The sequence below is a fragment of the Rhizobium sp. AQ_MP genome, from assembly GCF_014237835.1.
Taxonomy (GTDB): Bacteria; Pseudomonadota; Alphaproteobacteria; order Rhizobiales; family Rhizobiaceae; genus Allorhizobium.
In genome coordinates this window covers 163842-176030 of the sequence record NZ_JACJVI010000004.1, presented here as the reverse complement: position 1 = coordinate 176030, position 12189 = coordinate 163842, and the positions used below count along the sequence as shown (strand labels likewise).

The following is a 12189-nucleotide window of genomic DNA, read 5'->3' as shown; positions in this document are numbered from 1 at the left end:
CGTCCTCTCAAAGCTTGGCGATGATCTTGCGAAGCTCGGCGTCCCGTGCGCCGAGCATCAGCACGTTGCGCAGCGCCTCCTTCGGATCGACGGTCCTGAACAGCAGGCCATTGTCGCGGATCGACCGGTCGATGGTCATCGATTTTGCCTCAGCCTCCGGCTTGATCGCCACGGCAAAATACATCCGACCGTAGTTCTGCTTGATCTGCTCGAAGAACACTTGTTCTCCACCCAACTCGGCAAAGAAGTTGGCGATGTAGAAGGCCCATTTCACATCGGCATATTGCGCGAAATTGGTCCGCGCCGCCGTGACGTGGCAATAGCCGAGATGCGGGCTGTTGTTCAGAGTGCGGTGAAAGATCAGCTTTGGAAACCTGATCGACTGATGAAACCCGTTGATCCGCTCATGCGTGGTCTCCGCGGCCCTTTCGAGCCTGCGACCCGTGCGGGCAGCCACTTCCTCATAAGTGAGATAACGCCGCTCATCGGGCAGCCAGTCCTCGCGGTTGCGCGAGATCCGACCGGTTCTGAGGAACTCGGAATGGGCGGCCTTTGATGGGGGCGGCGCCTTCGCTTCCGCTTTGGGAGCCGCGTAGTATCTCAGTTTCTGCATCTTGACGCTCTGACGGTACCCGGACTGATTGCTTGAGCTTAGCGCAGCATGGTTAATCATGATTTGATGATATTCTGCACCCGTGACATTTCGCGAGGCTTGCGGCGGCGCAAATCCAGACAATTGATTTCGGTCGCTCGTTTGCGCCATGTTTTTGCGTGCGACATCTTGAGCTTTGCCGCAGCCATCGGAAAACAATGGGAAATTCGTAAATGGCTCGTTTCAAGGTGTCGCTTGTGCGATGTCGCAAACGATTTCGCCCGTGTCGTTCCGCAGTGCAGCGCCAAACGCCGCCCTGTGATTAGATGAAACCCAAGCTCGAGGTGCCGCTCCTCTAGGGAGGGCGGGAAATCGGGAAGCCGGTCAAAATCCGGCGCTGCCCCCGCAACGGTGGTGGAGAATGCGTTTCGGCAAAAAGCCACTGGGGGCGACCCTGGGAAGGCGCCGGCGCGGTCCGCGAATGGACCACTCCTGAGCCCGGAAACCAGCCTTGGCATACGGACATTTGAGGTTGCGGCGGGCGACCGGACAAAGCCATGTGCACCCGCTCCCGGGGTGTCCTTCGGCTGCGCTCTTCTCTCGCCTGGATTTGGAAGAACGAGGACGAGATGGACTTGCACAATACGGTCTTGCGGCAGCTGAAGAACCGCCGCGAAGGTTTCTCCCTGGAGCAGCCCTTCTATATCGACCAGGACTACTTCAAGCTCGACATGGAGCAGATCTGGTATCGCGACTGGCTGTTCATCGGCCATGACTGCGAGATCCCGCGCGCCGGCAACTATTTCACCGCCCAGATCGGCGACTATCCGGTCGTCATCGTGCGCGGCAAGGATCAGGTGATCCGTGCCTTCCACAACACCTGTCGCCATCGCGGCCACCGTGTCTGCACCCAGGACAAGGGTGCCTCCGCCAAGCTCGTCTGCCCTTATCACCAGTGGACCTACGATCTCGACGGCTCGCTGGTCTTCGCCCGCCAGATGGGCGAGAATTTCGACAGGGCCGAGTTCGGCCTGAAGACCGTGCATTGCGAGAGCGTTGGCGGCTATATCTTCGTCTGCCTCGCCAACGAAGCGCCCGACTTTGCCCCGATGCGCGCTTCGATCGAGCCCTACCTTGCGCCGCATCGCCTGTGGGAAGCCAAGGTCGCCCACAAGAACACGATCATCGAGAAGGGCAACTGGAAGCTCGTCTGGGAAAACAACCGCGAATGCTACCACTGCGCCGGCAACCATCCGGAGCTTTGCCGCACCTATCCGGAAGCCCCGACGGCAACCGGCGTCCAGGGCGCCAAGGATGACCCGTTCATTGCGGAGCATTGGGCCCGCTGTGAAGCCGCCGGCCTGCCGTCCGAGTTCAAGATGGACCCGTCCGGCCAGTTCCGCACCGCCCGCATGCCGCTGATCCAGGATGCCGAGAGCTACACCATGTCCGGCAAGCGCGCCGTCAGGAAGCCGCTCTCCGCCGACGTTCCGATCAGCCATATCGGCACCATGCTGCTCTTCCACTACCCGACGACCTGGAACCACATCCTCGGCGACCACGCGATCTCCTTCCGCGTCCTGCCGCTTTCCGCCGAAGAGACCGCAGTCACCACCACCTGGTTGGTCAACAAGGATGCCGTTGAGGGCGTCGACTACGACCTCGAAGAGTTGACCCATGTCTGGAACATGACCAACGATCAGGACCGCTCAATCGTCGAGGAAAACGCCTTCGGCATCCGCTCGCCGGCCTATGAGCCCGGTCCCTATTCCGTCGATCACGAAGGTGGCGTCATGCAGTTCGTCGAATGGTATTCCAACTTCATGGTGAGCCGCCTGCAGGGCGACAAGGCTCGCCTGTCTGCGGTGGCTTGATCATGAATATTGCTGTCACCCAGTATCGCCATGTCGACGAGATGCGCCCCTGGTCCGACCGGGAGCATCTCTTGGAATGCGTCGCCGTCACGCCGGAAGCCGCCGACGTGATGACCTTCACCTTCAGGCCCAACAAGCCGAACCTGTGGTTCCGCTACATGCCCGGGCAGTTCGTCACGCTCGAGATCCCCGTCGGGCCTGAGCCGGTCATGCGCACCTATACGCTCTCATCGAGCCCCTCGCGGCCCTACACGGTCGCCGTGACGGTCAAGGCGCAGAAGGACAGTATCGGCACCCGCTGGATGTTCGACAACCTGAAGCCTGGCATGGCGCTGAAGGCTTTTGGCCCGCTCGGCGATTTCTCCTATGCCAAGTATCCGGGCAAGAAGTACCTCTTCATTTCCGCCGGCTCAGGCATCACGCCGATGATGTCGATGACCCGCGACATGAGCGACCGGGCCCCAGACAGCGACATCACCTTCCTGAACTGCGCGCGCTCGCCCGACGACATCATCTTCCGCTGGGAACTTGAGGCCAAGGCCCGCGAGATGCCGCATCTGACACTCGGCTTCATCGTCGAGCAGGTCTCGCGCGGTCAGCTCTGGTCGGGCCTGAAGGGGCGCATCGACAAGGCAAAGATCGCGCTTCTGGCTCCCGACTTCCTCGAGCGCACCGTCTTCTGCTGCGGCCCGGCGCCGTTCATGGCGACCGTGCGCGAAGCGCTCGAAGGTGCTGGCTTCGACATGAAGCAGTATCACGAGGAAGCCTTCCAGCCGGTCAAGCCCGAGCCGCTCGTCGTGGTCGCCGATCACGCCGATGGCGAGCAGGCGACCAAGGTCACCTTCGCGATGTCCGGCAAGGACGGTCTCTGCGCCCCGGGTCACACGGTTCTTCAGGCGGCCCGTGCAGCCGGTGTGCGCATCGGCGCTGCCTGCGAGTCCGGCCTCTGCGGCACCTGCAAGGTCATGAAGCTCTCCGGCGACGTCGAGATGGACCACAATGGCGGCATTCTCGAGGACGAGATCGAGGAGGGCTACATCCTCGCCTGCTGTTCGCGTCCGAAGGGCGACATCGAAATCGAGGCATAAGTCGCGGCAAGGCCATCAATTACACGTGAAGAGAGGGCGATCCCGCGTCGGAATCGCCCTCGTTTCGTTTGCCGCACCTCCCGAGATATCCATGCCACTTGTCGGCGCATGCAGGCCCGATTAGCATCCCCGAATGGAGCTATCCGGCCGTACTGCGGCAAGGCCAGAGCATCAGCCATGAGGGCTGTGCGGCCGAGGGTTGGCTCTGCCGAAGGGGGATCACGCATGAAGCTTGTTTCTGCTCTCGCCGCTGCATGCCTTGCCATATCCGGTATCATGATGACCGGAACCACGGCGAATGCCGGCAGCATCGAAGTCCGCATCTATGAACGCCACACCAGCTACAGGCACTACGAACGAGTGACCGTGTATTCACGCCATCATGGCCATCGGGCTCACGGCTATCGTCTGCATCGTCCCGGTTACGTGTATCACAATGGTCTTTGGTTCTCGCCACGCTCGATGCGGGCCGGCGTGATCGTCGACCGCCCTATCCCGCGTCGACATGTCGTGCATGACGTAGGCGGCATTCATCCGAGACACTACAGTTGGTGTGCAGAACGCTACCGCTCCTACCACTGGCGCAGCAATACATTTCAGCCTTATCACGGGCCGCGTCAGCAGTGCTATTCGCCTTACTACTGAGGCGGGTTCCGGAACAAGATCGGTGTTTCCGCGTTGACGGACACTTGCGCGCCGGAGCGGTCACGGAACCGTTACGCGCGGAGCGCGAGCCATGAACGTGACGTTAATTTTGAGTTCAGGCTGGCCCCGTTAACCTTTCTTGCAAGGTCGAGGACCGGGCAATCACCCGCTCCTGATGACCTAAAGAAACATGCAGGGAGAAACATCATGAAGAGTGCATTGAAGACCGCCGCTGTCGCCGCTCTCGCATCGATCCTCGCGGTCACCGGCATGGTCCCCGCCCAGGCACAGGTCATCCGCCCGGTCGCGCCCGCCACCACCACGACCGATGCCACCAAGGTTCAGTATGTCGACGGGCAGATCCGCATCTATCGTGAGCGTCGCTACGACCGTTACGATCGCTATGATCGCTACGACCGGTATGAACGCGCCCGTTACTGGAACGGTCATCGTGGCTATCGCGAACGTCGCGCAGGCTATCGTTACCACGATGGTTACTGGTATCCGCTCGCAGCCTTTGCGGCAGGCGCTATCATCGGCGGTGCGATTGCCCAGCCGCGTCCGGCCCCGGTGGTGCCGCGTGCAGCCGGCCTCAACCCGCGCCACTATGACTGGTGCCACGCGCGCTACCGGTCCTATGACAGGTACTCCAACACCTTCCAACCGTATAACGGCCCCCGCCAACAGTGCCTGTCGCCGTATTATTGATCGGCAGCGCACCCTGTGATCCGGCTTCCGCGTGGAGCCGAAAAGGGTTAACATCAAGCCGCCCCGGTTCCCCGCCGCGGGCGGCTTTTTCATGGTCGCGATCCGCCTGTTTCCTAACGGCAAATCCCCCGCGTTAACCATTTGTTAACCAAATCGGCGGTACTTCTCTCATCAACGATTTGTTTACGTAGATGACCAAAGTGCTAACCGAACCCCGCTCCATCCGCATCAAGGGAAGATCCTTCCTGGCCGTCGTCCTGACGCCGGATCCGCCGTTCGACGACTGGCTCGTCCGGCTTGACGATCTCGCAGCCCGTTCGGCCGGTTTCTTCCTCGGTCGCCCCGTGGTCCTCGACGTCTCCGAGATCGAGATCGATCGCCCGCAGCTCAAGGCTTTGATTGCCGAACTGGCGTCCCGCAACGTGTCGATCATGGGCATCGAGGGTGGTCGTCCTTCCCTCGTCGAGCCCGGCATGCCGCCGATGCTGAAGGGCGGCAAGCCGGCCGCCGACTACGAGGTTCCCCGCGAAGAGGCGCCGGATGCCTCGGCGTCAAAGCCCCGCGCAAAGGCCGAAGCTGAGCCTGCCGAACAGGCGGCACCGCAGGTGGTCGTGCAGCAGAGCCCGGTCGCCGCACCCTCGCTGATCGTGCGCGAAACCGTCCGCTCGGGCCAGTCGGTCATCTACACCCAGGGTGATGTGACGGTCATCGGTTCGGTCCAGTCGGGCGCCGAAGTGATCGCCGGCGGCTCCGTCCATATCTACGGCGCGCTGCGCGGCAGAGCGCTCGCCGGATGCGTTGGCAATGCCGACGCAAGGATCTTCTGTCGTAAGTTCGAATCCGAGCTGGTTGCCATCGACGGCGTCTACGCGATGACCGACGACATGGATCCAGAATTGAAGGGGCATCCCGTCCAGCTGTGGCTGGAGGGGGATGCGATCATGACAGAAAGAATGACGTGAACTTGAGCGGGGATAGACAGGAGAACAACATGGGCAAGGTGATTGTTGTGACATCAGGCAAGGGCGGGGTCGGCAAGACCACGTCGACAGCCGCTCTGGGCGCCGCGCTCGCGCAGCGCAACGAAAAGGTCGTCGTCGTCGATTTCGACGTGGGCCTTCGCAATCTCGATCTGGTGATGGGCGCCGAGCGCCGCGTCGTCTACGATCTCGTCAATGTCATCCAGGGCGACGCCAAGCTGCCGCAGGCGCTCATCCGCGACAAGCGGCTGGAAACGCTCTTCCTGCTGCCCGCCTCGCAGACCCGCGACAAGGACAACCTGACCGCCGAAGGCGTCGAGCAGGTCATCACCGAGCTGAAGAAGTATTTCGACTGGATCATCTGCGACAGCCCCGCAGGCATCGAGCGTGGTGCGACCCTTGCCATGCGCCATGCCGACATGGCCGTCGTCGTCACAAATCCGGAAGTGTCCTCGGTGCGCGACTCGGACCGCATCATCGGTCTCCTCGATTCCAAGACGCTGAAGGCCGAGCGCGGCGAGCGCATGGAAAAGTACCTTCTCTTGACCCGCTACGACGCCAACCGCGCCCAGCGTGGCGACATGCTGAAGGTCGATGACGTGCTCGAGATCCTCTCGATCCCGCTGGTCGGCATCATCCCGGAGAGCATGGACGTGCTGCGCGCCTCCAACATCGGCGCACCGGTCACGCTCGCTGACGCCCGCAGCGCCCCCGCCATGGCCTATTTCGACGCCGCCCGCCGCCTGGCTGGCGAGAATGTTCCGATCACCATTCCGGGCGAGAAGCGCGGCTTCCTCGACAAGATCTTCGCGCGGAGGGCCGCATGAGCATTTTCTCCCTGTTCCGCAAGCAGCGTTCCGCCCCGATGGCGCGCGAGCGACTGCAGGTCCTGCTCGCCCATGAGCGGGCCTCGCTCGAAAGCGATCTGGTGGCCGTGTTGCGCGAGGAAATCCTCGCCGTGATCGCCAAGCATGTCGAATTCGACCGCGACAAGGTGCAGATCAAGATGGACCGCGATGAGGACGTGTCGATCCTGGAGATCGATGTCGAGATCCCGCGCAACGCCCAGCGCCTCGCCGCCTGACCCGACATCATCCGAAATGACAAAGGCCGCCGCCGGTATCCCGGTCGGCGGCCTTTTCTGTTGGTGGAGAGGGCAGGGCGGTATATGCCGCCCAGCCTCCCGTCGATCAGCCGATCATAGAATTATCGTCTTTCTTGATCGCAACGATGGTCGAACGCGGCAGCTTGCCTTCGCCGTCCGGGAAGGGGGCGGAGGGATGCTGGATGCCGACGAAATGCGTGCGCTTGTCGGCCGACCAGGTCTGGCCGGTCACTTCCGAACCCTTCGGTGCCGTCAGGAAGCGCTCGATGCGCCCGGTGACGGGATCGCCCGCCAGCATCTGGTTGTTGCCCTGGCCGACGAAGTCGCCTTCGTTCGAATCTTCACCATCGGTCTGGATCCAGAGCAGGCCGGTCGAATCGAACATCATGCCGTCGGGCGAGTTGAACATGTTGCCTTCGTTGATGTTCGACGAGCCGGCATAGGCATCCTTGTGCACGGTCGGGTTGCCGGCCATGACGAACAGGTCCCAGGTGAACTTGCCGTCGGCATGGTCGTCGTTTGCCGGATACCAGCGCACGATCTGGCCGTATTCGTTGCCGGCACGCGGGTTGACGGCATTGACATCCATGACGTCGCCACCGGCATTCGTCCGCATCTTGCCGTCCTTCATGACGGCGCGGTTCGAGTTGTTGGTGAGCGCGCAATAGGCTTCGATGGCAACCGGATTGGTGGCAACCCACTCCGGACGGTCCATGGTGGTGGCGCCGACCTTGGAGGCGGCCTGACGGGTGAAGACGCAGATCTCGTCGATCTTCATGCCGGTCGTCTCTTCGGTGAGCGCCAGCCACTCGCCATTGCCGTCGTCTGAGAACTTGGCAACATAGAGCGTGCCTTCGTCGAGCAGCTTGGAGGTGTCGCCGCCCGGCACATAGATGCCGTTGGAGACATACTTGTAGAGGAACTCGCCACGCTCGTCGTCGCCCATATAGACGACCACGCGACCATCGCGTGCGATGACGACCGCAGCGTTTTCATGCTTGATGCGGCCAAGCGCGGTGCGCTTGATCGGGGTGGAAGAAGCATCCGACGGATCGATCTCGACGACATAGCCGGCGCGACGCGGCTCGTTCGGGTTCTTCGATACATCGAAGCGCTCGTCGAACTTCTCGTAGCCGTAGCGGGTCTCGGCCACGATGCCGTAGCGCTTGTAGTCGTCAGGCATCTTGAAGTCGGCAGTGGTGGTGCCGAAGTAGCCGTTGAAGTTCTCTTCGCAGGTGAGATAGGTGCCCCACGGCGTCTTGCCCGCGCCGCAATTGTTGAAGGTCCCGAGACAGTCGACACCGGCGGGATCTGCAGCCGTCTTGACCAGTTCGGAGCCGGCGGCCGGGCCGGAGAGCTTCATCGGTGTGTTGTGGTGGATACGACGGTTGAACGGGCTGTCGACAACGATCTGCCAGCCATCGGCGCCTTCCGCCACTTCCATGACGGTCACGCCCTGCATGTTCTGCAGGATCTTCACATCATCGAGCGACTGCGGCATGCCTTCCGGCGCATGCGGCAGGTTGGTTTCGTTGTTGACGTATTCGTGGTTGACCGCGATGACCTGGGCGTCGCCGATCACGAAGAGCTCCATGCCGTCGGTGTTTTCACCGAAGACCTTGTCGGAGTTTTCGAGCGATACGCCCTTCATCGGGTCGATGTCGGAGGCCGTGGAGAACAGCGGCTGGCCCCATTTGGCGAGCGGCTTCCAGCTATAGCCTTCCGGAACATGCACCGTGTTGTCGGTCGCGATCGGGATCGGCTTGAAGGCAAAGCGCGAGCCCGCTTCCTGGGCCTGGGCCGAGGTGGAGCTCATCAGATTGCCGAGCGTACCCATGGCGGCAGCAGCCGAACCCATGGCGAGGATGCCGCCGAGGAAACCACGGCGCGACACCGCGCGTTCAACGACACGGTCGAAATCGGTCACGGCCGGCGGCGGATTGTGCAGCTCATCCCATTCGTCCCAGGACAGGTGATTGGTATTGGTCTCGGTCATGGCGGGAGCCTCCTTTGGGTTGAAGTTCATCCCCCGACTAGTCAGCCCGGGTAACAGTCATATGACGAAATCCGGGCAGCCCGGCAGATGTGAAAAGGCTGCATTAGAACCTCCCAATCGTCATTCGGCCGCGCGGCGTTTTAAGCCCTTGTCCCGCCTTGCCTTTGACCGGGGCCGCCTCGGATGACCATGGGATGGGATCGCCGGCGCTCACACATCTTTGTTCGGATCGCCGTTTCCCTCCGGGTCTCTTCGCTGATTTAGGCCGGTGGACGGGACGGCATGACGCATGCAAAAGATTTGACGTTTACGTAAAAATCAATTAGCCAAAGAGAAGAATAAGCCGCGCCTCCTGGGTGGGAGACTGGGCGTGGCCAAGAGCATACGCCAGATGGAGGAGCACGTCATGTACAAGGCGCCCGTTGAAGAGATCGCGTTCACCCTCAAACACGTCGCGGGGCTGAGCAAGGCCATCGAAGACGGCAAGCTGGGCGACCTGAGCGACGACCTCGTTGATGCCATCCTCCTGGAAGCGGGTCGTTTTGCTTCGGACGAAGTCGCACCGCTCGCCGAGATCGGCGACAGACAGGGCGCTCGCATGGTCGACGGCAAGGTCGTGGTTCCCGATGGCTGGGACACTCTCTACCGAGCCTGGGCCGAAGGTGGCTGGAACTCTCTGACGGCGTCTGAAGACTTCGGCGGGCAGGGGCTTCCCCATATGCTGAATGTCGCCGCTCTCGAAATGTGGAATTCCGGCTCCATGGGCTTTGCCCTTGGCCCGACGCTGACCATGGGCGCCGTCGACGCGGTCACCGCCCACGGCTCCGAGGAGTTGAAGGCGAAGTATCTGCCGAAGATGGTCTCCGGCGAATGGACCGGTACGATGAACCTCACCGAGCCGCATGCCGGTTCCGATCTGGGCGTCATGAAGTCGCGCGCCGAGCGCCGCGATGACGGCACCTACCGCATCTTCGGCCAGAAGATCTTCATCACCTGGGGCGAGCACGAGATCACCGAGAACATCATCCATCTGGTTCTCGCGCGTCTTCCGGATGCGCCGGCCGGCACGCGCGGCATCTCGCTCTTCCTCGTGCCGAAGTATCTCGTCAACGACGACGGCTTGCTCGGTGCCCGCAACGACCTCCACTGCCATTCGCTGGAGCACAAGCTCGGCATCCATGGCTCGCCGACCTGCACCATGATCTATGGCGACGGCAAGTTTGGCGATGAGCCGGGCGCGATCGGCTGGCTGATCGGCGAGGAAAACAAGGGCCTCGCCTGCATGTTCACCATGATGAACAATGCCCGCCTGGCCGTCGGCATGCAGGGTGTCGCCATCTGTGAAGCCGCCACCCAGAAGGCCGTGCAATACGCCAGGGACCGCACGCAGGGCAAAGCCCCAGGCTGGACCGGCTCCGGCATGTCGCCGATCATCGAGCATCCGGACGTCGCCCGCATGCTGGTGACCATGAAGGCGCTGACCCAAGGCTCCCGCGCCATCTGCTATGTCTGCGCCCACGCCACCGACATGAGCCATCATGCTGACGGCGACGAGGCCCGCCATTGGGCCGAGCGCGCAGCCCTCCTGACCCCGATTGCCAAGTCCTTCGCCACCGATGCCGGCGTCGATGTCGCCTCGCTCGGCATTCAGACCCATGGCGGCATGGGCTTCATCGAGGAAACCGGTGCCGCCCGCTTCTGGCGCGACAGCCGCATCGCCCCGATCTACGAGGGCACCAACGGCATCCAGGCCGCCGACCTCGTCACCCGCAAGCTGCCGCTGTCGAACGGCAATCATGTCCGCGGCTACCTCACCGAGCTGAAGCAGGTGGTGAACGCCGTGCGCGCTTCCAATCTCGAAGGTTTTGGCGAAACCGCCGCCCGTCTCGACGCGAGCCTGTCTGATCTGGAAGATGCGACTGAATGGCTGCTCTCCCAGCTCGCCGCTGGCAATGCGTCGGCAGCGCTCGCAGGTGCCACACCCTATCAGCGCCTCTTCGGCCTGGCGCTGACCGGCGTCTACCTCGCCAAGGGCGCGCTCGCCGATGAAGATCACGGCCGCGACAACCGCCTGGCCCTCTGCCGCTTCGCCGCCGAGAACCTGATCGCCGAGACCGCTGCCTTGAAGGACCGCGTCATCAACGGCGAGGCAAGCCTCAACGCAGCCAGGGCATTGTTCGCGTAATCATCACCTCCCCCTTGAGGGGGGAGGTCGCCGCAACGCGGTGGGTGGGGGTGACTACCCCTCAGCGGGCCCCGATCGCCCCTCATCCGCCTGCCGGCACCTTCTCCCCGCAAGCGGGGAGAAGAGCGAACGCCGCAGCGCCACCGGTCCCCCTCGCCCCGTTTACGGGGAGAGGGAGCGCCGAGCGAAGCGGAGGCGGGGTGAGGGGCCTTTCGCAGCGACGGACACAAATTGAAGAGGGACAATAAAAATGACCGACCACATTGAGATCACCCGCCCGGAAGCCCATCCCGGTGTGCTCGTCCTGCGCTTCAACCGGCCGGAAAAGAAGAACGCCATTACCCAGGCGATGTACCAGAAGCTGACCGCTGGCCTTCTCGAAGGCGAGAATGACGACAGCATCCGTGCCATCGTCTTCCTCGGCACCGAAGGCTGCTTCTCCGCCGGCAATGACATGGCCGATTTTCTCGGTTTCGCCATGGCCGGTGCCGTCGGCGAACCGGCCGCCTTTGGCCTGCTCCGGGCGCTGACCGAAGTCACAAAGCCGCTGGTCTCCGGTGTTGACGGTCTCGCAATCGGCATCGGCACGACGCTGCACATGCATTGCGACCTGACGGTCGCCTCGGAACGCAGCCTGTTCAAGACCCCCTTTGTGGATTTGGCGCTCGTCCCCGAAGCCGCCTCCAGCCTGATCGCCCCGCGCATCATGGGCCATCAGCGCGCCTTTGCCATGTTGGCAGCCAGCGAAGGCTTTTCCGCCGAACAGGCCCGCGAGGCCGGCCTGATCTGGAAGGTCGTGTCGCCCGATCAGGTCGAGGCAGAAACCCTGAAGATCGCCTCGTCACTGGCGTCCAAGCCCCCGGCGGCGATGAAGATCGCCCGCGCGCTGGTCAAGGGTAGCGCCGAGGAGGTTCGCGCCCGAATGCAGGAAGAGCTCGTCCACTTCGTCGCCCAGCTGAAAAGCGCCGAAGCCCGCGCCGCCTTTGAAGCTTTCATGAAGGGGCGGTAAGGCGTTT

General features: G+C 62.5%; 11 protein-coding genes and 1 riboswitch. Of the genes, 9 read left to right on the top strand and 2 right to left on the bottom strand.

Going from position 1 to position 12189, the window contains the following annotated elements; all coding sequences use genetic code 11:
• Positions 1–7: 7 nt before the first annotated feature.
• On the bottom strand, positions 8–613 hold the full coding sequence (locus H6M51_RS08875; RefSeq protein WP_185809521.1) for a DUF6656 family protein: 606 nt from the start codon (positions 611–613) through the stop codon (positions 8–10).
• A gap of 304 nt (positions 614–917) precedes the next feature.
• A riboswitch (cobalamin riboswitch) is annotated at positions 918–1121 on the top strand.
• A gap of 100 nt (positions 1122–1221) precedes the next feature.
• On the opposite strand from H6M51_RS08875, the gene H6M51_RS08870 reads away from it, so the two are divergent.
• From H6M51_RS08870 to minE, 7 genes are all read left to right on the top strand, one after another.
• Entirely contained in the window at positions 1222–2466 is a 1245-nt protein-coding gene (locus tag H6M51_RS08870) for an aromatic ring-hydroxylating dioxygenase subunit alpha (RefSeq protein WP_185809520.1), read from the top strand.
• Between the two features lie 2 nt (positions 2467–2468).
• Positions 2469–3554, top strand: a complete 1086-nt coding sequence (locus H6M51_RS08865) for a hybrid-cluster NAD(P)-dependent oxidoreductase (protein ID WP_185809519.1) — start codon at positions 2469–2471, stop codon at positions 3552–3554.
• A gap of 225 nt (positions 3555–3779) precedes the next feature.
• The gene (locus H6M51_RS08860; protein WP_185809518.1) at positions 3780–4199 is read left to right on the top strand and encodes a BA14K family protein; all 420 of its coding nucleotides are present in this window, start codon (positions 3780–3782) and stop codon (positions 4197–4199) included.
• Between the two features lie 207 nt (positions 4200–4406).
• Positions 4407–4907 carry a BA14K family protein gene (locus tag H6M51_RS08855; RefSeq protein ID WP_185809517.1) on the top strand — a complete coding sequence of 167 codons (501 nt, stop codon included), beginning with the start codon at positions 4407–4409 and terminating at the stop codon, positions 4905–4907.
• A 191-nt stretch (positions 4908–5098) separates the two neighbouring features.
• On the top strand, positions 5099–5869 hold the full coding sequence (minC, locus tag H6M51_RS08850) for a septum site-determining protein MinC (RefSeq protein ID WP_185809516.1): 771 nt from the start codon (positions 5099–5101) through the stop codon (positions 5867–5869).
• 29 nt (positions 5870–5898) lie between these two features.
• The gene (gene minD, locus H6M51_RS08845) at positions 5899–6714 is read left to right on the top strand and encodes a septum site-determining protein MinD (RefSeq protein ID WP_185809515.1); all 816 of its coding nucleotides are present in this window, start codon (positions 5899–5901) and stop codon (positions 6712–6714) included.
• Positions 6711–6971 carry a cell division topological specificity factor MinE gene (gene minE, locus H6M51_RS08840; RefSeq protein ID WP_113379454.1) on the top strand — a complete coding sequence of 87 codons (261 nt, stop codon included), beginning with the start codon at positions 6711–6713 and terminating at the stop codon, positions 6969–6971. The genes minD and minE overlap by 4 nt, the downstream gene beginning before the upstream one ends.
• Before the next feature lie 106 nt (positions 6972–7077).
• Here minE and H6M51_RS08835 read toward each other — a convergent pair whose 3' ends face one another.
• Entirely contained in the window at positions 7078–8988 is a 1911-nt protein-coding gene (locus tag H6M51_RS08835; protein WP_185809514.1) for a PhoX family phosphatase, read from the bottom strand.
• Positions 8989–9394: 406 nt separating this feature from the next.
• On the opposite strand from H6M51_RS08835, the gene H6M51_RS08830 reads away from it, so the two are divergent.
• Both H6M51_RS08830 and H6M51_RS08825 read left to right on the top strand, forming a co-directional pair.
• Positions 9395–11173 carry an acyl-CoA dehydrogenase gene (locus H6M51_RS08830; protein ID WP_185809657.1) on the top strand — a complete coding sequence of 593 codons (1779 nt, stop codon included), beginning with the start codon at positions 9395–9397 and terminating at the stop codon, positions 11171–11173.
• A 250-nt stretch (positions 11174–11423) separates the two neighbouring features.
• Positions 11424–12182 carry a crotonase/enoyl-CoA hydratase family protein gene (locus H6M51_RS08825; RefSeq protein WP_185809513.1) on the top strand — a complete coding sequence of 253 codons (759 nt, stop codon included), beginning with the start codon at positions 11424–11426 and terminating at the stop codon, positions 12180–12182.
• Positions 12183–12189 lie beyond the last annotated feature (7 nt).

Bases quoted from the DNA above. Each gene is read 5' to 3' on its own strand.
- minD (WP_185809515.1), top strand. From the start codon at position 5,899: ATGGGCAAGGTGATTGTTGTGACATCAGGCAAGGGCGGGGTCGGCAAG.
- H6M51_RS08860 (WP_185809518.1), top strand. From the start codon at position 3,780: ATGAAGCTTGTTTCTGCTCTCGCCGCTGCATGCCTTGCCATATCCGGT.
- H6M51_RS08825 (WP_185809513.1), top strand. From the start codon at position 11,424: ATGACCGACCACATTGAGATCACCCGCCCGGAAGCCCATCCCGGTGTG.
- H6M51_RS08830 (WP_185809657.1), top strand. From the start codon at position 9,395: ATGTACAAGGCGCCCGTTGAAGAGATCGCGTTCACCCTCAAACACGTC.
- minE (WP_113379454.1), top strand. From the start codon at position 6,711: ATGAGCATTTTCTCCCTGTTCCGCAAGCAGCGTTCCGCCCCGATGGCG.
- H6M51_RS08835 (WP_185809514.1), bottom strand. From the start codon at position 8,988: ATGACCGAGACCAATACCAATCACCTGTCCTGGGACGAATGGGATGAG.
- H6M51_RS08870 (WP_185809520.1), top strand. From the start codon at position 1,222: ATGGACTTGCACAATACGGTCTTGCGGCAGCTGAAGAACCGCCGCGAA.
- H6M51_RS08875 (WP_185809521.1), bottom strand. From the start codon at position 613: ATGCAGAAACTGAGATACTACGCGGCTCCCAAAGCGGAAGCGAAGGCG.
- H6M51_RS08855 (WP_185809517.1), top strand. From the start codon at position 4,407: ATGAAGAGTGCATTGAAGACCGCCGCTGTCGCCGCTCTCGCATCGATC.
- H6M51_RS08865 (WP_185809519.1), top strand. From the start codon at position 2,469: ATGAATATTGCTGTCACCCAGTATCGCCATGTCGACGAGATGCGCCCC.
- minC (WP_185809516.1), top strand. From the start codon at position 5,099: ATGACCAAAGTGCTAACCGAACCCCGCTCCATCCGCATCAAGGGAAGA.